18 protein-coding genes and 1 riboswitch are annotated in these 20,294 nt (G+C 71.0%); of the genes, 6 read left to right on the top strand and 12 right to left on the bottom strand.

Features of this window, described 5'->3' with window-relative positions:
- Nucleotides 1–7 precede the first annotated feature (7 nt).
- The gene (locus ACZ43H_RS02780; protein WP_464587563.1) at nucleotides 8–1,387 is read right to left on the bottom strand and encodes an FAD-binding oxidoreductase; all 1,380 of its coding nucleotides are present in this window, start codon (nucleotides 1,385–1,387) and stop codon (nucleotides 8–10) included.
- 171 nt (nucleotides 1,388–1,558) lie between these two features.
- On the opposite strand from ACZ43H_RS02780, the gene ACZ43H_RS02775 reads away from it, so the two are divergent.
- A complete protein-coding gene (locus ACZ43H_RS02775; RefSeq protein WP_464587562.1) occupies nucleotides 1,559–2,038 on the top strand; it encodes a hypothetical protein in 480 nt (159 codons plus the stop codon).
- A gap of 25 nt (nucleotides 2,039–2,063) precedes the next feature.
- On the opposite strand, the gene ACZ43H_RS02770 is transcribed toward ACZ43H_RS02775, so the two are convergent.
- On the bottom strand, nucleotides 2,064–2,936 hold the full coding sequence (locus tag ACZ43H_RS02770) for a glycoside hydrolase family 16 protein (protein WP_464587560.1): 873 nt from the start codon (nucleotides 2,934–2,936) through the stop codon (nucleotides 2,064–2,066).
- A 181-nt stretch (nucleotides 2,937–3,117) separates the two neighbouring features.
- On the opposite strand from ACZ43H_RS02770, the gene ACZ43H_RS02765 reads away from it, so the two are divergent.
- Complete coding sequence (locus ACZ43H_RS02765; RefSeq protein WP_464587558.1) at nucleotides 3,118–4,362, top strand: glycoside hydrolase family 32 protein; 1,245 nt, start codon at nucleotides 3,118–3,120, stop codon at nucleotides 4,360–4,362.
- 166 nt (nucleotides 4,363–4,528) lie between these two features.
- Here the strand turns inward: ACZ43H_RS02765 and ACZ43H_RS02760 are convergent, their stop codons facing one another.
- From ACZ43H_RS02760 to ACZ43H_RS02740, 5 genes are all read right to left on the bottom strand, one after another.
- Complete coding sequence (locus tag ACZ43H_RS02760; protein WP_464587557.1) at nucleotides 4,529–5,017, bottom strand: hypothetical protein; 489 nt, start codon at nucleotides 5,015–5,017, stop codon at nucleotides 4,529–4,531.
- Between the two features lie 183 nt (nucleotides 5,018–5,200).
- Nucleotides 5,201–5,899, bottom strand: coding sequence for a PIG-L deacetylase family protein (locus ACZ43H_RS02755; RefSeq protein WP_464587556.1), 699 nt, complete (start codon nucleotides 5,897–5,899; stop codon nucleotides 5,201–5,203).
- A gap of 191 nt (nucleotides 5,900–6,090) precedes the next feature.
- Nucleotides 6,091–6,981: an aldo/keto reductase gene (locus ACZ43H_RS02750; RefSeq protein ID WP_464587554.1), complete on the bottom strand. Its 891-nt coding sequence runs from the start codon at nucleotides 6,979–6,981 to the stop codon at nucleotides 6,091–6,093.
- A gap of 83 nt (nucleotides 6,982–7,064) precedes the next feature.
- Nucleotides 7,065–7,697: a flavodoxin gene (locus ACZ43H_RS02745; protein ID WP_464587553.1), complete on the bottom strand. Its 633-nt coding sequence runs from the start codon at nucleotides 7,695–7,697 to the stop codon at nucleotides 7,065–7,067.
- Nucleotides 7,694–9,082, bottom strand: coding sequence for a DHA2 family efflux MFS transporter permease subunit (locus tag ACZ43H_RS02740; protein ID WP_464587552.1), 1,389 nt, complete (start codon nucleotides 9,080–9,082; stop codon nucleotides 7,694–7,696). Before ACZ43H_RS02740 ends, ACZ43H_RS02745 begins: the two co-directional genes overlap by 4 nt.
- 100 nt (nucleotides 9,083–9,182) lie before the next feature.
- Here ACZ43H_RS02740 and ACZ43H_RS02735 point away from each other — a divergent pair, with 100 nt between their 5' ends.
- On the top strand, nucleotides 9,183–10,103 hold the full coding sequence (locus tag ACZ43H_RS02735) for a helix-turn-helix transcriptional regulator (protein ID WP_464587551.1): 921 nt from the start codon (nucleotides 9,183–9,185) through the stop codon (nucleotides 10,101–10,103).
- A gap of 233 nt (nucleotides 10,104–10,336) precedes the next feature.
- A complete protein-coding gene (locus ACZ43H_RS02730; protein WP_464587549.1) occupies nucleotides 10,337–10,795 on the top strand; it encodes a hypothetical protein in 459 nt (152 codons plus the stop codon).
- 63 nt (nucleotides 10,796–10,858) lie between these two features.
- Here ACZ43H_RS02730 and ACZ43H_RS02725 read toward each other — a convergent pair whose 3' ends face one another.
- The 3 genes from ACZ43H_RS02725 to ACZ43H_RS02715 are packed head-to-tail and all read right to left on the bottom strand — an operon-like array spanning nucleotide 10,859 to nucleotide 12,586.
- The gene (locus ACZ43H_RS02725; protein WP_464587547.1) at nucleotides 10,859–11,311 is read right to left on the bottom strand and encodes a hypothetical protein; all 453 of its coding nucleotides are present in this window, start codon (nucleotides 11,309–11,311) and stop codon (nucleotides 10,859–10,861) included.
- A gap of 19 nt (nucleotides 11,312–11,330) precedes the next feature.
- A complete protein-coding gene (locus ACZ43H_RS02720) occupies nucleotides 11,331–12,284 on the bottom strand; it encodes a pentapeptide repeat-containing protein (protein WP_464587546.1) in 954 nt (317 codons plus the stop codon).
- Nucleotides 12,281–12,586: a hypothetical protein gene (locus ACZ43H_RS02715; RefSeq protein ID WP_464587544.1), complete on the bottom strand. Its 306-nt coding sequence runs from the start codon at nucleotides 12,584–12,586 to the stop codon at nucleotides 12,281–12,283. Before ACZ43H_RS02715 ends, ACZ43H_RS02720 begins: the two co-directional genes overlap by 4 nt.
- 583 nt (nucleotides 12,587–13,169) lie before the next feature.
- Here ACZ43H_RS02715 and ACZ43H_RS02710 point away from each other — a divergent pair.
- A complete protein-coding gene (locus ACZ43H_RS02710; protein WP_464587542.1) occupies nucleotides 13,170–14,381 on the top strand; it encodes an IS481 family transposase in 1,212 nt (403 codons plus the stop codon).
- Nucleotides 14,382–15,181: 800 nt separating this feature from the next.
- On the opposite strand, the gene cobA is transcribed toward ACZ43H_RS02710, so the two are convergent.
- Together cobA and ACZ43H_RS02700 are read right to left on the bottom strand one after the other, a co-directional pair.
- Nucleotides 15,182–15,934, bottom strand: a complete 753-nt coding sequence (gene cobA / locus ACZ43H_RS02705; RefSeq protein ID WP_464587540.1) for a uroporphyrinogen-III C-methyltransferase — start codon at nucleotides 15,932–15,934, stop codon at nucleotides 15,182–15,184.
- A gap of 5 nt (nucleotides 15,935–15,939) precedes the next feature.
- Complete coding sequence (locus ACZ43H_RS02700) at nucleotides 15,940–16,518, bottom strand: histidine phosphatase family protein (RefSeq protein WP_179662881.1); 579 nt, start codon at nucleotides 16,516–16,518, stop codon at nucleotides 15,940–15,942.
- Nucleotides 16,519–16,535: 17 nt separating this feature from the next.
- A riboswitch (cobalamin riboswitch) is annotated at nucleotides 16,536–16,644 on the top strand.
- A gap of 38 nt (nucleotides 16,645–16,682) precedes the next feature.
- Between ACZ43H_RS02700 and cobN the strand changes: the two genes are divergently transcribed.
- A complete protein-coding gene (gene cobN, locus ACZ43H_RS02695; RefSeq protein ID WP_464587539.1) occupies nucleotides 16,683–20,294 on the top strand; it encodes a cobaltochelatase subunit CobN in 3,612 nt (1,203 codons plus the stop codon).

The following is a 20,294-nucleotide window of genomic DNA, read 5'->3' as shown; positions in this document are numbered from 1 at the left end:
TGCTGGGTCACCGGGACAACACGCGACCGATGGCCATCACGCCCAGCGGGTCGTAGGTGTCGATCGCCCGACGCAGCCGCGCCCGCGTGGCCTCGTCGTACGCGTCGACGTACTCCTCCGGGCTGAAGGTGAAGTTCGGCAGCCGCGGACCGCCCGTCCAGGGCGCGAGCGCCTCCAGGATCGCCTCCGAGTGGGACTCCAGGCCCGGGGTGCCGGCGATGCCCACGGTCAGCAGCGAGTACGCCGCGCCCCGCGCGCTGAACGCGCTCTCGTGCTCGCCGGCCCGGGCCGTGGCGCCGCCCATCTGCCGCACCTCCACCAGCACCTGGGGCGACTGCGAGCCCGGTCCCGTCAGGGCCAGCAGGGCGTCGACGGCCTCTGCGGGGAAGTCGGTGAGGACCGCGGCCGACTCGTGGGCCGGAAGCGGGTCCAGCGGGTCGGTGTGCACCGAGTCGATCGCGGTGTAGGGCTTGAGCGCCACGTCGTCGAGCAGGACGGGCGCCGACTCGCGGATCGGGGCGAACCGGCGCTCCCCCTCGTCGGGGTCCCCCGTCCAGACGTAGCGGACCGAGAGCGTCATCCGGTCGGCGAGCTCCGGCGGGACCCCGGGCATGGCCGGCAGCTGGAACAGGGCGATCGAGGTGGTGGCGAGCTCGGGGAGGTCCTCGGACCAGTGCAGCCAGCGCTCGATGACCGACGCCGCGTCGTCGCCGTCGAACCACAGCGAGCCGCCGTAGAACGTGGGCTGGTGGACGAGGTCGAACTCGATCGCGGTGACGATCCCCAGCATGCCCTTGCCGCCGCGCAGGGCGAAGAAGAGCTCGGGGTGCTCGGTGGGGGTCGCCCGGCGCAGGACGCCGTCGCCGGTGACCACCTCGATGGCGCGCACCTTGTCGATCGCGAGGCCGTGGGTGCGGGCCATCGGGCCGAGGCCGCCGCCGGTGGTGTAGCCGACGACGCCCACGTCCGTGATCGAGCCGGACAGGGGCGCGAGGCCGTGGGGAGCTGCCGCCTCGACGACGCGGAGCCACTTGACCCCGGCCCCGACCCGGGCCCAGCCCTCCGGGTGCACGACGCACTCGTCGAGTCCCCGGGTGGTGACGAGCAGCTCGGTGGTGAGCTCGGCCATCGGGCCGTGCCCGGTCGCATGCGGGGTGACGCGCATTCCGTGGCGGCCGGCGAAGCGGACGGCCTCGACCACGTCCTGCGCGGTCCGCGCGTCCAGCACCGCTGCGGGACGCACCGGGATCGCGACGTTCCAGGGCGAGACGAGGGCGTCGTACGCCCCGTCGCCGGGGACGGCGACGGTGCCGGACGTGCGGGCGTCCAGCTCGGCGAAGGGGGCGGGGGACGTGGTCGGCGCGGTGCGGGTGTCGGTGATGCTCATGGTTCCTCCGGGGTGGTGTGTGCTGACGTCCACCACGGTGGGTCCGCGCTCTTGAGGCGGGCTTGAGGCCGACTTGGGTCCCGGGGCCCAAGCCGCCCTCAAGCGCAGGCCAAGTCCCCCGGGCCAACGTTCGGGTCGACCCCGCACCACCCCCACCCGAGGAGACCCACCATGAACGTCCGCACCACCACCTTCGCCCTGGTCGGCGGCGCCCTGATCGCCGCGGCCACCGCCGCTCCCGCGGGCGCCGCGGCCCCGCCCCGGATCGACCTGCGCGGGGCCGGCGTCGGCTCGTACGTCATCGACGGCGGCTCCGCCCGGCTCACCGGCCGGGTCACCGGAGCACCGTTCGACGGCGGCTACACCGCCGTGCTGGCCGCGGCCGACGGCACCCTGCCCGACCCCGGCGTCTGCGAGCCCGGCACCGCCACCCTGGACGTGAGCGGGACCAGGGACCGCTCCCTGCGCCTGGCCGCCACCGGCGAGGTCTGCGGCACGTGGGCGGACGCGACGTACGTCGTGACGCACCGCTTCGTCGGCCGCTACGACGTGACCGGCAGCTCGGTCCGCAGGACGCTCGGCACCGACGGCTGGATCTCGCTGGTCCTGGCCACCGAGGGCCGCGCGAACGTCGAGGCGATCGACACCTGAGGACCGCGGTGACGGGGCGCGCCTCTCAGCAGGAGGGCTCGAACGTCCCGCGGCGCATGCGGGGTGCGGCGATGGACTGCGCCCCCGGCCGGTGCAGGTCGTAGAACCGGACCCAGTCCATCTGCATCCGCGAGGTGTTCATCAGGCGGCCCGGGCGACCCACGATCTCGAACTCGGGGTGGAACGTCGCCCCGGCCAGGGCTTCGGTCCGCCGCTCGGTCCGCACCACCGCGGTGTCGACGAACCACGAGATGTGGTCCGGCGTGACCTCGACGGCGTACGTGTGCCAGGCCCGCGAGCGCAGGTCCAGCGGCTGGGAGTACCGGAATGCCTGGTCCGGGGCGGTGGTGACCCGGCCCCGGGCCCGTTCGTGGCCGGGCCGGTACCTCGCCAGCACGATCCGGTTCGCGTCGCAGTCGACTTCGTCACCGGGGGCGAGCTCCCACACGAAGGAGAACGGGGTCTCCCCCGTGGACTCCTCGACGGCGCGGACCCGGGCCTCCCACCGTCCGTACCGGGCTGACTGATCGGTCGCCTCGACCGTCACCAGCTCGGTGGACGAGGTGGCGTGGATGGTCAGCATCCCCTCACGCTGCTCGACCAGCTCCGGGTGGTCGGTGGCCCACTCACCCTCGGCCTGGCTGGTGGTGCGGTCCTCGAACTCACGGCGCCACTCCTCGACGCCCCACTGGAACACCTTCGCGGCGTTCGTGGGGTGCCGGCAGTAGCCGATGCAGCCCGGGGCGAAGCCCTGCGCGGCTGCCCTGGTCGCCGGCGCGGCTGCCGCCGGGGTCACCGCGCGGGTGGTCGACGAGCCGACGGCGCCGGCAAGGACCGCACCGGCCATGAGAAGTCCTCCCAGGACGAGGTGCAGTCGTCGGTCGAGCGCAGGGGTCATGCCCTGATCATCGGTCGCCGGGACCCTCGACTTGTGGGTTTCGGACCACGGGACTCGGGACGGCGCACGAGCATCGGTGTGGACCTCTGTGGCGCGCCCATCGCGACGAGTGGGAGCGTGGCGACATCGACCGGGCCCGCGCGAACCGTCGCGCCCACGACGCCGGACAGGAGTGAGGCAGATGCGACCGACGATCCACTTCACCTCCGAGACCGGCTGGATCAACGATCCCCACGGCCTCACGTTCCACGCGGGCGAGTACCACCTCTTCCACCAGTACGTCCCGGACAGCCCCGTGTGGGCGCCCCACTGCCACTGGGGCCACGCCACCAGCCCCGACCTCCTGACGTGGACGTCTCGGGGCGTCGCGATCGCGCCCGGGGACGGCGACGACGGCATCTGGACCGGCAGCCTGGTCGTCGACGCCGAGCGCACGCAGATCCTCTACACCTCCGTCGCCCAGCCGGACCTCGGGCTCGGGCGGATCCGCGTCGCGTCCCCCGTCGACGACACCTGGGACGAGTGGACGAAGGGCGACGTCGTCGTACGACCTCCCGAGGACCTGGACCTGGTCGCGTTCCGCGACCCCTTCGTGATCCGCGAGCAGTCGGGCTGGCGGATGTTCGTCGGGGCGGCCGCCCGTGACGGTCGGGCACTCGCGCTCACCTACGTCTCGGGCGACCTCGCCGCGTGGAGCTACGACGGGGTGGCGGCCGCACGCTCGACCCGGGAGACGGACCCGGTCTGGATGGGCGCGCTGTGGGAGTGCCCGCAGGTCTTCGAGGTCGACGACCACTGGGTGATGGTGAGCTCGGTCTGGGACGACGACGTCCTCCACCACGCCGGCTACGGCATCGGCGACGCGCACTCCTACCGCGACGGGCGCTTCTCCCCCACCGACTGGGGGCAGCTGAGCTTCGGCGGCTCCTACTACGCACCCTCGTTCTTCCGCGACCGCGACGGCCGCCCGTGCCTGATGTTCTGGATGCGCGGCGTCGCCGACCCCGAGCAGGGATGGGCCGGCTGCCTGAGTGCCCCCTACCTGCTCTCCGTGGTGGACGGCCGCCTCGTGGCGCGCCCGCACCCGGAGGTCGAGGCCCGACGAGGTGCGGAGGTCGGTCCCGGCGAACCCGCTCCGGCGATCGACGTCGAGTGGACGCCGGCACCCGACGGTGACCACCTCCCCCTGGGATCGGAGAGCGGCGGGACCGCCCGGATCACGACCGGCAACAAGGTCGTCGCCCTCAAGCGTCCCGGCCACGAGACCTGGACCATGCCCTGGTCGGGCGGCCCGGTGCGGGTCCTGGTCGACGGCCCGGTCGTGGAGATCAGCACCAGCGACGGCGTCCTGGGCGGAGCGATCGAGCCGAGCGCCACGTGGCACGCCCCGTCCGGGGATGCCACCGCCTGGCGGATCTCGACGTAGGCCAGCCGGGTCGGTGGCGCCGAAGGCGGCGGCGTCACCGTCAACCCGGTCGACAACAGCTACGGCGACCACGGGCTCCGAGCGGAGCAGCGGCGTAGGGCCTGACGGCCGGCGGCTCGCACCGTCCGCGAGCCCGGCTTCCCGCCTTCGAGTCGGGTTCGGGCGGTCAGGATCCGTCGAAGTGCCAGCCGTCGGCCGTCGTGACGATCGACGGGCCGGACGTGTCGCCGAAGACGCCTCCGAGCTGCTCCAGTCGCAGGGCCGTGCCGGACGGGGTCGTGGGCGCGACGCGCACCTGCACGGTGAGGAGCCCGCTCCCCGAGGCCGGGAGCTGCTGCGTCCGGGGCGTCACGGTGACGCCGGCGTCCGAGGACCGCACGCGCACCGTGCCGCTGTCGGAGACGGTGACGCAGACTGTCAGGTCGACCGGCTGGTCGTAGGGGTGGGTCTCGGTGGACCAGTCGGTGCCGAGCACCACTCCCCCGTCGCTGCCGATGAGCGGCAGGTCGTTGCACTCCCCCGCGCTGGTCGGGCTGCCCTGCGCGGGTGGCTCGTTGGCGTCCGGGTCGTGGTGACCACACGCCGACAGCGCGAGCAGCAGGACCGACGAGGTCGCGAGCAGCCGTCCGGGTGACCAGCTCCGGATCTCCTGCACGATCCGCCCCCGAGGTGCTCTGCTCCGTGCCCGCCCGATCCCGGGGGGTGTCGATGCGTCGGGTGACCTCGCCATGAGGCAACCGTCGCAGACGGACCTCCGCCGCGTGGAGGGTTCGATCGTTCCCACGGCGCTCGCCGGCGGCGACGGTCAGCGAAGGCCTGGGGGTCGTCGTCCTGACCGTCACCGGCGCGCAGGTGCAGCGAACGCCTCGTGCGCCACCCAGGCGCGGAACGTCTCCACACCCATCACCTCGACCAGGCCGCCTGTCTGCGACGCCTGTCCCAGCAGCGCCTGCACCTTGCGGTCGAGGATGGCCCCCTCGAGCTCGAGCAGCAGCTCGAGCTCGTCGTCGGAGCAGACCCGGGGGCGTCCCAGCTCGAAGACCCCGAACTGCGCGGCCAGCTCCCACTCGACGGTGGTGTCACGCGCGACCGCGTGCAGCAGCCGTGGCCGGACGGCGGCCCGCTCGAGGGCGAGGTCTGCCCACGCGCTCACGGCCCGGTGGTCGGGGTGACCGGTGAAGCCGTCCGGCCCGAAGGTGATGACGGTGTCCGGCACTACGTCGTCGACCACCGCGGCGAGTCGGTCGACCACCTCCTCGGGATCGAGGTCCGCGCACCCGCCGTCCGGGAGGTCGAGCCAGTGGTGCTCGGCCACCCCGAGGATGCGCAGGGCACTCTCGAGCTCCTCACTGCGGACCTCCGCGAGTCGTGCCACCTGCTGGGGCGTGGCTCGCGCCACCCCGGCCTCACCGCGGGTGGCGGTGACGCAGACGACGCGCTGGCCGGCGTCGGCCAGCAGGGCAGAGACGCCTCCGGCGAGATAGGTCTCGTCGTCGGGATGTGCCCAGATCATCAGGACGGTCCCCAGGTGCTCCATCCACCCATGATCCGCTGGAAGCCCCGTCACGGCCCACAGCACAGCAGGGTGATGGCCGTGGCCGGGATGGCATTGCCGTCAGCGCGGCGAGGTTTCATGAGCTCGCCCGTGGGGACAGTCCTGCCCCCTCGCCGACTCCGGTGCTCAGGAGTCGCGGCCGGCTCGGGGGGTGGACGCGACGATGTGAGCGGTCAGGCTTCGGGGATGGCGCGGCCGAACGCCTCGAGGGTGATGGCCTCGGGCTCGGGGCCGCCGCGCTGGCCGGTGTCGAGGACGTCGATGGCGGCGAGCTCGTCGGCGGTCAGGTCGAAGTCGAAGACGTCGAAGTTCTCCGCGATGCGGTGGGCCTTGGTGGACTTCGGGATCACCGAGCGACCCTGCTGCAGGTGCCAGCGAAGCATCACCTGGGCCGGGCTCTTGGAGTGCGCCTGGGCGATGCCGACGATGGTCGGGTCCTCGAGGGTGCTGGTGTGGTTGCCCTCGCGGTAGAAGGTGATGCCACCGATCGGCGACCAGGCCTGGGTCAGGATGCCGTGCTCGGCGCCGAGAGCCTGCACCTCGTGCTGCTGGAAGTAGGGGTGCACCTCGATCTGGTTGACCGCGGGCACCACGCTCGCCTTCTCCAGCAGCCGCTCGAGGTGGTCCACCATGAAGTTGCTGACCCCGATCGCGCGGACCTTCCCCTGCTCCAGCAGGGTCTCCAGGGCGCGATACGCCTCGAGTGTCCTGTCGAGCTCCGACGGGAGCGCCTGGTGCAGGATGAGCAGGTCGATCTGGTCGACGCCGAGCTTGCCGGCGCTCTTCTCGAAGCCGTGCAGCGTCTCCTCGTAGCCGTAGTCGCTGATCCAGATCTTGGTCTCGACGAAGACCTCGTCGCGGGCCAGGCCGGAGCCGTGGATGGCCTCGCCGACCTCACGCTCGTTGCCGTACGCCGCCGCGGTGTCGACGTGGCGGTAGCCGGTCCTCAGTGCGGCCTCGACCGCTGCGCGGGTCTCGTCGGGCGGGGTCTGGAAGACCCCGAGCCCGAGGGCAGGGAGCTCTACGCCGTTGTTCAGGGTCAGCATGATCATGTTCTCCGTCATGTCGTCGACGTTAGGCAGGTCGGTTCGCTCGTGGGAGGGACTGGTGTAACCCCCCTCATCGGGTGAGTAGGTGACTTCGTGACTCATCTGCGGCTCGCTCCGGTCAGGTCGATGCGGCTGAGCCACGAGTCGACGGCCGACGGTCCGGCGTCGCCGACCTCCTCGCCCTGCACGGCGAGGGCCTCACCGACCGTGGCGCCGCTGCAGGCATCGGTGTACTCGCGGTCGGCAGTGCCGAGACCGCTCATGGCGTGGGTGGTGACCGGGTGGACCGTCTTGCCGGCCCAGTCATGGCCGTCGACGAACGTGTGCATGATCATCGGCGGCCGCACGTTCCAGATCGGGCTGGCCAGCAGGACCACGTCGTACTGGTCGATCGAGTCCAGCGGGTTCGTGATGCCCGGCCGGGCGTCGGCGTCCTGCTCGCGCACGTTGCGGGCCACGGTGTCGTCGTAGTCGTCGGAGTACGGGTAGGCGGCCTCGATGCGGTGCACGTCGTGGGCGATGCCCAGCGCGTCCAGGCGCCGGCTCATGATGCGGACCAGGGCCTCGGTGTTGCCGACGTCGAGGTCGGTGCGGTCGCCGTGGTGGTAGTTCTCCCCCGCGCGGGAGAAGTAGGCCACCAGGACCGACGGGGTCGAACCGTCGGTCCGGTCCGGCGACGGGCTGTTGGTGGGCGCACTGGTGTCGGCCGGGTTGAAGCGGGGCCCCCTCATGCGGCGTCCATTCCACCTCGGGGCAGCAGGAAGCTGAGCGCGGCGGTCACCCCGACGAGCACGGCGAGGGCGACGAGACTGACCCGCAAGCCGCCCATGAAGCCGGCCGTGTGGGCGATGACCGCCCCGCTGGCGGCGACGCCCATGGAGCCGCCGACCTGGCGGGCGGTGTTCAGGACACCGCTGGCGGTGCCGGCTCGAGGTGCGGGGACCGCGTCGAGGAGCAGCGAGGTCAGCGGCGGGACGGTGAACGAGCCCCCGACGCCGACCGGCACCATGAGCAGCGCGACGGCCCACAGCGGCAGGTCCACGGCGGCGAAGGCGAGACCGAGCAGACCGAGGACCATGAGGACCTGTCCGCCGATGACCGGGACCTTGGAGCCGAACCGGAGGGCGACCCCGGCGGCGGTCGGGTTGAGGATGGCCACCAGGGCGGTCATCGGCAGGAACAGCAGGCCGGTCTCCAGCGGAGATGCGGCGCGGATCTCCTGGAAGTACAGGCTCTGCACGAACACCACGCCGTAGAACCCGGCCATCGTGACGAACGCCGCCGCCAGCGAGACCGCCACCGGCCGCGCCCGGAAGAGGTCCAGCGGCACCATCGGGTGCCGCCCCCGGGCCTGGGACAGCAGGAACGCGACCGCGCCGAGACCGGCCACGACGAACGCCGTGACGATCTGCGGGTCACCGTAGCCGTGGCTGCCGCCCTCGATGACGGCGTAGGTGAACCCGACCAACGCGATGATCGCGGTCACCTGGCCGACGAGGTCGAAGGAGTGCGGGCGGCGCACGGAGTCGGGCACCCTGGCGAGCAGCGCGAGCGCGATCGCCCCGACGGGCAGGTTGATGAAGAAGATGACTCGCCAGTCCAGCTGGGTCAGGATGCCGCCGAGGATCGGGCCGGCCGCGGCCGCGACCGAACCGCCCAGCGCCCAGTAGGCCACGGCCTTCGCGCGCTGGCGGGCGTCGTCGTACGCCTCCCGGATCAGCGCCAGCGAGGTCGGTGTGATCAGGGCGGCACCGACGCCCTGCGCGACGCGGGCGGCGACCAGCACGCCGAGGGACGGCGCCAGACCGCACGCAGCCGAGGCCAGGACGAAGAGGCCCATCCCCGCGCCGTACGCGCGACGAGCGCCGGTCCGGTCGGAGAGGGTGCCTGCGAACAGCAGCAGGGACGAGAACGTCAACGTGTATCCCGTGACCACCCACTGCAGGCCGGACAGCCCACCGCCGAGGTCGCGACCGATGTCCGGCAGCGCGACGTTGACGATCTGCGCGTCGAGCGCGACCACGAAGAAGCCGAGCATGGCGACCGCGAGCGGAGCCAGCCGGTGCGTACGCCGCGGCAGTTGGTCGAGGGGCTGGTTGACGATCGATGCGAGCACCCCTCAAGGGGACCGCTCCTGCCGGGGACGTGCCAGTGGCCCCCTTGACAGGTAATGCCAGACCCTCCCCAGCCACCTGCGGGGCACGTAGCGTCGAGCCATGGACAATCGGACCGAGGTGCGCGACTTCCTGAGCTCCCGACGAGCGCGGATCACGCCCGAGCAGGCCGGCCTGCCGTTGTACGGCACCAACCGCCGCGTCAAGGGTCTGCGCCGCGAGGAGGTCGCCTTGCTCGCGGGCGTCAGCACCGACTACTACACGCGCCTCGAACGCGGGAACCTCACCGGCGTCTCGGAGTCCGTGCTGGAGGCACTCGCGTCCGCCCTTCAGCTCGACGAGTCGGAGCGCACGCACCTGTTCGACCTCGCCCGCGCCGCCAACACCGGCGCACGACAGCGTCGCACCGCACCGAAGCAGCACGTGCGCGAGGGTGTGCAGCGCATCCTCGACACCATCGGCGCCCCCGCCTACGTCCGGAACAACCGGCTCGACCTCCTGGCAGTGAACCGCCTCGGGCGGGCGCTGCTCGCCGACCTCTTCCCGACCGGGGGCGACTCGGGCGACGCAGCCACGACAGCGCGCCCGAACCTCGCACGGTACATGTTCCTCGACGACCGCTCACGCGACTTCTACGTCGACTGGGCGGCGGTCGCCAGGGACACCGTGGCCGCGCTGCGCATCGAGGCCGGCCGCAACCCCTTCGACCGCCCGCTGTCCGACCTCGTCGGCGAGCTCTCCACCCGCAGCGCGGACTTCCGCACCTGGTGGGCCAGCCACAACGTCCGCCTGCACCGCACCTCGTCCAAGCGGATGCACCACCCGGTCGTCGGCGAGCTCGAGCTCACCGGCGAGGCGCTCGCGCTGCCCGGCGACACCGGGCTGACCATCATCACCTACACCGTCGAGCCGCGCAGCGCGTCCGCCCAGGCCCTCGACTTCCTCGCCAGCTGGGCGACCCAGGCCGTCACCCCCACCGGCGACACAGCGGCCGCGGACTCCGGGCCGGCCGCCGGTGCCTGACCATCGAGCAGCGCGCCCCGAGCGAGGTCGGAGGCCCAGGACCGGGTGGATCTGACGCGGGCACCGGCAGCTTCCCGCGAGTGTCGTCGCCGTGGTGGTCAGGGGATCGACCTCCTACCTGGACCCCGAAGATGGCTACGATCACCCTCCCGCCCGCACATCAGGAAGCGAGCACGTGACTGACACCGACCTCGGCGCCCGAGCCCTCAGCGGCCGGACGAGCTAGGCGCGCTGTGGTTTCGTGGCGCGACGCAGCCTCTCAGCAGGCTCAGGACGACCTCGACGGCCTGCTCGGCCTCGCTCTGGGCTTCGCCCAACAGCAGCTGGACGAGCACGGCGAGTTCCATCCCTTCGCAGTCGCAGTGGACACCAACGGCCAGCAGCGCATGGTGGCCACGGACAGCGGTGACGAACGGCCCGACTCCGCTGACCTGGTCACGACTCTGGTCAGCGCACTCTCTGCGCAACGAGACGAGCTGCGCGCCGCGGCCATCGTCGCCGACGTCCGTGTGCCCGAGCTCGGCAACGACGCCGTCCGCGTCACGCTGGAGCACTCCGAACGGGTCGCGCTCACAGTCCTGTTGCCTTACCGACGGCGACGGCGAGGCCGCGGAGTCGACTACGGCGACCTGCGGGCCGGCTCGGCATCGGCGATCCTCTGGCCGCCCCCGCAGCCTGCACCACCGAGCTGATCGACTCTCCTTCCCTGCGGAGGGAGCGATGTGAGACCGATCCACTGCGACCGCACGACCAGCTCAATCAGTCTCGGTGCTCACGTGCACGACGAGGTTGCCTGCCTCGACCACGGCCAGCAACGTCACGTCGCCGAATCCGAGCTCGAGCCCGGAGAGCTCTCCGGCCTCGTTGAGGATCGGGTCCACCGATGTGACCGAGCGACCGACCAGACTGTTGAGGTCCCCGGTCGCAGTCGTGGGTTCCCAGAGACCCACCTCGTCGGCCAGCTCCTGGCGCTCGACGGCCCCGGCCCCGGCGTAGGGGTCGGTCCACGGTTGCGAGGTCAGGTCGAGCGTCCAGTCGGCGGTCGCGTCGAGGGTCGTGAACGTGCCGTCGCTCCACCCCAGCTCGACCGGCCCGACCTCGCTCGAGGGGTCGTCCCGGAACCGGTGTCGAACGAGCCTCGCCGAGGCACACGGCCTTCCGACGAGCGCGGCGAACAGCGCGGAAGCACCTTCGAGGCCGTCAGGCATGCGCTGATCGCCGCTCACGTCACCCGAGCACTGTGCGCAACGTCCGCTCGGCGAGGTCGGCCACGCCAGGTCCGTACTCCTCGTAGTCGGCCTTGACGAAGATGCCGTCCGCCTTCTTGTCCTGAGCACCCTCGAGCTCGTGCTCCAGCGCGATGCGCACCTTCCTCGCGGCAGGCGAGTCGTCCCTGTCCAGCAGGGACAGGCCCCGGCGCGCGACCTCGTGGATGCGGGGCACGAGCATCACCCCCGGGGGCAGGGTCACCTCGGCGAGCCGGGCGCCGTTGATCTCGACCTCACGGAACTGCGCTGTCGAGAAGTCGACCCGGGTCATCCCCCCGCGCGGACGGCCGCGCACCGGCCGGCAGTCGAAGATCACCTCCCGCAGCTCGCCCGAGAAGGTGACGTCGGTCAGCTCACAGCCTTCGAAGTGCATGCGGGTCAGGTCCGCGGACGCGAACGAGCACCCCGCGAAGACGGTGCCCGTCGTGGTGTTCTCCCGCATCTTCGCTCGGTCGAACGTGACGTCGATCCAGCGGCAGCCCCGCCGGTTGCTCCACCCACCGAGGCCGCTGTCCCGCAGGTCGGCACGTCGGAAGGTCGAGCGCTCGACCGTGGTGTCCCACAGCCGCCAGTCCCGGCAGTCCGCACCGTCGAGGACGCAGTCCACGATCCTCGCCCGGTCGAACCGCAGGCTCTGCAGCCGTGCGCCGCTCAGGTCGAGGCCGCGCCAGCTGGTCCGCTCGAGGGTGAAGGTCCCGGCCATCCGCCGCACAGTGCCCCCAGCCACCTCGTGGCGCCCCAGCTCGACCGGGCTCGGCAGCACGAGACCACGCAGGTCGACGCGGCCGTCGTGCCGGCCGAGCGGGAGGTCGTCGAGCGGAACACCCGTCACGAGGCGGGCCTCCGCGTCGAACGCGAGCAGGCGACCCGCCCCCGTGAGCCAGCGTTCCGCCAGGGCTCGTGCGCTCGTCAATTCGTGAACAATCCAATCCCGTCGCCGAAGGGCACAGAATACCGGCTGACGTGTGCCTTCCACTGTCCCGTCGTGGTGATGTCCCACCAGGTGTTGGACATGACGTCATGGAAGTCCGGACCGAACTCTCCGGACCGCGAGACCCACAACTCGCCACGAAGTGCTTCGTCTTGTTTCACGGCCGACTTCACGGCCCGGTCGATGCGTTGACCACGGAAGGCCGGCTCGAGCTCCGGGCTGTCGTCCAGCTTGATCTTCTGGCGATGGGTCAGCGGCAGGTCACCCGCGTCGTACGCCTTCACTGCTTCATCGACATGAGTCTGCAGGCGGGTCAGAGACCCGGTCGACCGACGACGGGAACAACGTCACCCTCGCCGAGCAGGTCGCGGCTCAGCTCTGGTTACGACCTGGCACCGTTGCGCTCGTCCCAGGACCCGACATGCAAAGCCGGATGGACGCACGCTCCCGGCGTACCTGTCCAGGAGACGCGGCAGCGTTGAACCGGCCCGACCGGACAGCCGCGACGCGTGGCCTTGGCCCGATGGGTGTCCCCCGTGATGGGCGAAGTACCGCGACTCCGTGACGACACTCAGGCAGTCGGACGACGCGGGCGCGACTTCATCGCCCACGTCGACGTCCTTCCAGACGTCGACATCCCCTACCAGGCATTCGCCCGCCGCCCGCCCGGAACTGACACTGCCTGATGCCGTGTCCGAGCTCACGCACTCCGTGATGTGGTGAATGCTTGCGCACATGCGAGAGGCCCTCACAGTCAGACTGTGAGGGCCTCTCGCACTTTGTAGCGGGGGCAGTGTCCTGGCTCAGGACATAGGAAACGCATGTCTCAAGACATAGGAAACACCGTCGTGGGCTGGATGCTCAGCCGTGTCGAAAGCCAGGCTGGTCATCACCGCGGTCGAGATCGAGGGCGTCAGTCAGGCTGAGGCCGCCGCCCGGTACGGGGTCAGCAAGGGCTGGGTGAGCAAGCTGCTCGCCCGCTACCGCGCCGAGGGGGACGCGGCGTTCGAGCCCAGATCGCGGCGCCCGCGGACCTCACCGAACGCCACCCCCGAGGCCACCGTCGACCTGGTGCTGGCACTGCGCAAGCAGCTCGCCGAGGCCGGCCTGGACGCCGGCGCGGACACCATCGGCTGGCACCTGACCCACCACCACGACGTGATGCTGTCGCGGGCCACGATCAACCGGATCCTCGCCAGGGCCGGCGCGATCACCCCGGAGCCGGCCAAGCGACCGAAGTCGTCCTACATCCGCTTCGAGGCCGAGCAACCGAACGAGACCTGGCAGTCCGACTTCACCCACTACCGACTCACCAACCCCGACGGCACTCCGGGCGCGGACTGCGAGGTCCTGACCTGGCTCGACGACCACGCCCGCTACGCCCTGCACCTCTCCGCGCACCGGCGGGTCACCGCACCGATCGTGCTCGCGGCCTTCCGCGCCGCCTGTGACCTGCACGGATACCCGGCATCCACGCTCACCGACAACGGCATGGTCTACACCACCAGGTTCGCCGGCGGCCGCGGCGGACGCACCAGCCTCGAGCATGAGCTGCGCCGCCTGGACATCGTGCAGAAGAACAGCCGACCCAACCACCCGACCACCTGCGGCAAGGTCGAGCGGTTCCAGCAGACCCTGAAGAAGTGGCTACGCGCCCAACCCGACCAGCCGTCCACGATCCCCGAGCTGCAGGCCCTGCTGGACCGGTTCGCCGTCCAGTACAACCAGCACCGCCCACACCGATCCCTGCCCCACCTGGCCACCCCAGCAACCGCCTACGCCGCACGCCCGAAGGCCACCCCCGGCACCGACCGGGCCAATGACACCCACGACCGGGTCCGCCACGACCGCATCGACGACTCCGGCTGCGTCACCCTGCGCGTCAACGGCCGACTCCACCACATCGGCATCGGCCGAACCCACGCCCGAACCCACGTCCTGCTGCTCGTCCAGGACCTGCACATCCGCATCGTCGACGCCGCCACCGGCGAGCTCCTCCGCGAACTGATCCTCGACCCCAGCCGCGACTACCAGCCCACCGGAGCCCCCAAAGGACCCACCCGCAGACCCCAGAAATGACAACTCCCGGATCCACAGTCGTGGGTCCGGGAGTTTCCGATGTCCTGAGACATCACATTGTAGCGGGGGCAGGATTTGAACCTGCGACCTCTGGACCTCCAGCGCGTGCTCGTCTCGCAACGGGCTTGTTTGACCACACTTGCCGGCGTGTGCTCTGACCTGCGCAGACGCGCACAAGCCAGCGGCCCGACCCTGCACCGTCTTGATGCTGTCTGCTCGTAATAGAGGGCTTGCGCTGGCGTTTTCGGTACATAAGCGCGGCATGACTCGAATCGCAAGTGGGTTCGGAGAGCCAGGCTCACTACCCGCGTCTATCCATCGCCACGATGCTGGGCAACCAGCTGCCCAAGGTCGAGCAGATGTTTCGCAACGCCCAAAGGCGCGAGCTCCTCACCCACGGTTCAAGCCAGCCCCCACACGAGGTAGAGAAGGCCCGCATCCAGCGTCAGTGCTCAAGCGACGAGTCCCCGGATCGCCCACGTGCGCGCCACGGGCGACCAGGCCAGAATGAGCCGCCCAGCGAAAGCGTCACCCCGGCACCCTCAGCGGGCGAGGGGAGAGCCGAGACTCCCAGGGCGCAGAGGCCGACGGCCCGTGGCCGTCGCGGCGACGTGCACGATCGACCGGGCCTCCTGCCCGTGTTCGTCCCCGTGGTGCACTGTGAAGACCAGCACCGTGTCAGGCGCCAACGGCACCGCGGCGAGCAGCGCGAGGCCGACCGAAACCGTCACGGGTGGCACTTCCCCGGGTGTGGCGGCTCCGGAGTAGGCATCCCTTGCCCGAGGAACATGAGGGGCACGTCAGAGCGCGGCTACGTCACCGACCACAATGATCGCCGGCGGCTGTACCTCTTCGTTGTCGATCGACTCCCCGAGTTGACTCAAGGTCGTGCGGATGACGCGTTCGCTCGCCATTGATCCGTCCACGACGATGGCCGCGGGCTGACCGGTGTGGCGTCCGCCATCGATGAGGGTCTGGGCGATCACAGCGGCGTTGTGGACGGCCATCATCAGAACGATCGTGCCTCTTGATGCGGCCAGGGCGTCCCAGTTGACGAGGCTGTCAGGGTGGCGGGGCGGTACGTGTCCTGAGACGACGGTGAAGTCGTGGACGACACCTCGGTGTGTGACGGGGATTCCCGCCAGCGCTGGTACGGAGATGGACGAGGAGAGGCCGGGGATGACACGGACCGGGACCCCGGCTTGTTGCAGGTGAAGCACCTCCTCGAACCCTCGTCCGAAGACGTGGCTGTCGCCTCCCTTGAGGCGGACGACCCTCTTTCCGGCTCGTGCCCGGTCGAGCAGGACGGCGTTGATGTCTTTTTGGGCGGTGAACCGGCTGCGCGGGAACTTGGCGACGTCGATGAGCTCCACATCGGGAGCGAGCCCCGCAAGCAACTCATGAGGCACCAGCCGATCGGTCACGACGACATCCGCGCCGAGCAGCGCCTTGAGGCCGGCGATCGTGATGAGGTCCGGGTGGCCTGGGCCGGCGCCGACGAGTGTGACTCCGGCGAAGGAGGCTGGGTCAAGGCAAAGGGCTTGGTCAGGCATGAGCGTCATTGTCCAAGCCAGGTGAGGTGGTCGCCGATGCGGGCCACGGCGCCGTTGGGGACGTCGACCCACGGTGCTTCGTGTGGCTTCATGCCTTGGAGGTACGCGACGGCGGACCGTATCGCGTCCCCGTGCGACACGAGGACGGATACGTAGCCGCGGTCGAGGTCGCTGAGCACAGCACCCATGCGGTCGTACACGTCCATGAGCGACTCGCCACCCGCGATCGGCTGCGTTGGGTCCGACCAGTCGAAGGCCTCCGCTGCGGCCCAGGTCTCCTCGTACGTTCGGCCCTCCAGGTCACCCAGATGTTGCTCGCGCAGGCGGGGGTCCGACTCCGGAGTCAGCTGCAGCCGGCGGCCGATGACCGCGGCGGTCTCCGCCGCGCGGGTCAGGTCGCTGCTGACGAGACGGTCAGCGGCCAGTCCCACGTCCTTGAGGTCTTCTGCGATCAGCTCTGCCGCTGCGGCCGACTGCGAGCGCCCGAGATCGGTCAGCGGCGGATGAGGGGTCTGTCCCTGGGTCAGGCGGCGGACGTTCCACTGCGACTGGCCGTGGCGGACGAGATAGACCGGGTGAGGCATGGGGGTGATTCTCCCGTAGGCTGCGGACTGCTCGTGGTGCAGGAACCCGGTGAGATTCCGGGGCGGTTCCGCCACTGTGACGTCGACAAGACGCAGCCAGACACTGGCCATGGGCTGATCCGACCGATTGACGGGGCGAGAACCCCGGAGGAGGAAAACGGCCCATGGCTGCGCCTACCCGCATCGCACTGTTGTCGACTTCCGACACGGACCTGCTGTCTGCTCGCGCCAGTGTCGCCGGCTATGTCTGGGGGAACCCTGCCCGCAGCACCGACGCCGAGCTCACGGCACTCGCCACCGGCGCGGACCTCGTCGTCGTGCGCCTGCTCGGATCGCCTCACGACCTGTGGCCCGGCCTCGCCGCCGTGCGCGAGGCCGGCACCCCGCTGGTGATCCTGGGCGGCGAGCAGCAGCCGAACGCCGAGCTGATGGAGCTCTCCACCGTGCCGATGGGGACGGCCGCCGAAGCACACCGCTACCTGGCCGAGGGCGGTCCGGCCAACCTCGCCCAATTGCACGCGTTCCTCTCCGACACCGTGCTGCTGACCGGCGAGGGGTTCGAGCCGCCCGTGGCGATCCCGGCGTGGGGGTACGCCGACCGGCCGTCCGGCCACGATGGCGACCTGCCTCGCGTGGGCGTGCTCTACTACCGCGCGCACGAGGCCAGCGGCAACAACGCGTTCGCGCACGCCCTCGCCGACGCGATCGACGCGACCGGCCGAGCGGTCGGCGTCCCGATCTTCGCCGGGTCGCTCCGCTCGGCGCCCGATGACCTCTACGAGGCGCTCGGGACGCTCGACGCCCTCGTCGTGACGGTGCTCGCGGCAGGCGGTAGCGCCCCGGCCACGGCCAGTGCCGGCGGCGACGACGAAGCGTGGGACGTGGAGCGGATGGCAGCCCTCGACATCCCGGTGCTACAGGGCTTGTGCCTGACCAACAGCCGCGACGAGTGGGAGGCCTCGGACGACGGGATCAGCCCGCTCGACTACGCCAGCCAGATCGCCATCCCCGAGTTCGACGGCCGGATCACGACCGCGCCGTTCTCGTTCAAGGAGATCGACGCCGAGGGTCTCCCGTCCTACGTCGCCGACCCCGAGCGCTGCGACCGCGTCGCCGGCATCGCGGTCGCACACGCCGTCCTGCGCCGGGTGCCCACCGGCGAGAAGCGGATCGCGCTGATGCTCAGCGCCTATCCCACGAAGCACGCGCGGATCGGCAACGCGGTCGGCCTCGACACGCCGGTCTCGGCCATCCGGCTGCTGCGCCGCCTGCGTGAGGACGGCTACGACCTCGGCACCGACAACCCGGTGCTGCCGCTCCTCGACCTGCCCGACGACACCGAGGCCGGCGACGCGCTGATCCATGCCCTCATCGCCGCCGGTGGGCAGGACGAGGAGTGGCTCACCAACGCACACCTCACCGACGCGCACGTGCGCATCGGCAAGGCGGCGTACGACGCCTGGACGGCCGACCTTCCGGTGTCTTTGCGTGACGCCATGGTCGAGGCGTGGGGCGAGTCACCGGGCGGCCTGTTCGTGAACGATGACGGCGAGATCGTTCTCGCCACCCTGCAGGCCGGCAACGTCGTGATCCTGATCCAGCCTCCGCGCGGCTTCGGCGAGAACCCGGTCGCGATCTACCACGACCCCGACCTTGCGCCCAGCCACCACTACCTCGCGGCCTACCGCTGGCTCGGGGCGGATGTCCAGGCCGGGGGCTTCGGGGCACACGCGGTGGTGCACCTGGGCAAGCACGGCTCGATGGAGTGGCTGCCCGGCAAGAACGCCGCACTGTCCGCCGCCTGCGGCCCCGACGCCGCCATCGCGAACCTGCCGCTGATCTACCCGTTCCTGGTCAACGACCCCGGCGAGGGGGCGCAGGCCAAGCGACGCGCGCACGCCACGATCGTCGACCACCTCGTGCCGCCCATGGCGCGCGCGGAGTCCTACGGCGACATCGCACGACTCGAGGGCCTGCTCGAGGAGTACGACAAGATCTCAGCGATGGACCCCGCCAAGCTGGCGGCCATTCGGGGTGAGATTTGGCAGCTCATGCACGCCGCCCAACTGCACCGTGACCTCGGCCTGGAGGAACGCCCCGACGACGAGGAGTTCGACGACTTCCTGCTCCACGTCGACGGTTGGCTGTGCGAGATCAAGGACGCCCAGATCCGCGACGGCCTCCACGTCCTGGGCGCGGCGCCGACCGGCGAGGCCCGGGTCAACCTGGTGCTCTCCATCCTGCGCGCCGCGCAGGTGTGGGGCGGCGTCGGCAACGCGGTCCCCGGCCTGCGGGCCGCGCTCGGCCTCAAGGATGGCGCCGATCTCCGGGCCGTCGACGAGACGGAGGCGCGGGCCCGGACGCTGGTCGAGGCAATGGAGGCGGCTGACTGGGACCCGACGGTCGCGACCACGCTGCATGACGCGCCGGAGGTCCAGCAGGTGCTGAGGTTCGCGGCCGAGCAGGTCGTCCCCCGCCTGGCCGGGACAACCGGCGAGCTCGACGCGGTCCTCCACGCGCTCGCTGGCGGGTTCGTGCCGGCCGGGCCCTCCGGCTCTCCCCTGCGTGGCCTGGTGAACGTGCTGCCGACGGGCCGCAACTTCTACACCGTCGACCCGCGGGCCGTCCCCAGCAGGCTGGCCTGGCAGACCGGCCAGGCGATGGCCGACTCACTGGTGCAGAAGTACCTCGACGAGACCGGCACCTATCCCACGTCGGTCGGACTGTCGGTGTGGGGCACCAGCGCCATGCGGACCTCCGGGGACGACGTCGCCGAGGTGCTGGCGCTGCTCGGGGTGCGTCCGGAGTGGGACGCCGAGTCCCGTCGGGTCCGCGAGCTGGTCGTCGTCCCGCTCGAGGAGCTCGGCCGCCCGCGCATCGACGTCACCGTCCGGATCTCGGGCTTCTTCCGCGACGCGTTCCCCCACGTCGTGGCGATGCTCGACGACTCGGTGCGGATGGTGGCCGAACTCGACGAGCCGGCCGAGGCGAACTACGTGCGCGCCCACTTCGCCACCGACCTGGCCGAGCACGGCGACGCCCGCCGCGCGAGGACCCGCATCTTCGGGTCCAAGCCCGGGTCGTACGGCGCCGGCATCCTGCAGGTCATCGAGTCCGGCACCTGGCGCGACGACAACGACCTCGCCGAGGTCTACACCGCCTGGGGCGGCTTCGCCTACGGCCGCGACCTCGACGGTGCCCCGGCCGCCGACGACATGCGCGCCAACTACCGCCGCATCAAGGTCGCCGCCAAGAACGTCGACTCCGCCGAGCACGACATCGCGGACTCCGACGACTACTTCCAGTACCACGGCGGCATGGTCGCCACGGTCCGCGCGCTGACCGGTGCCGATCCGAAGGCGTACGTCGGCGACTCCACCTCGCCGGACGCGATCCGCACCCGCACCCTGTCGGAGGAGACCGCCCGCGTCTTCCGGGCTCGGGTGGTCAACCCGCGCTGGATCGCCGCCATGCAGCGGCACGGCTACAAGGGCGCCTTCGAGCTGGCCGCCACCGTCGACTACCTCTTCGGCTTCGACGCCACCGCCGGGGTGGTACACGACTGGATGTACGACAAGCTCGCTCAGGAGTACGTCCTCAACGAGCGGAACCAGGAGTTCCTGCGCAAGTCGAACCCGTGGGCACTGCGCGGCATTGTCGAGCGACTTCACGAGGCCGCCGAGCGCGGACTGTGGGCCGAGCCCGACGCCGACACCCTGGCCGCGATGCAGCAGGTCTACCTCGAGGTCGAGGGTGACCTCGAAGACCGCGAGTGA

The organism is Nocardioides sp. DN36, from assembly GCF_055380375.1.
Note: the sequence above shows the minus strand (reverse complement) of the source record. Positions and strands in the feature narration are given on the sequence as shown.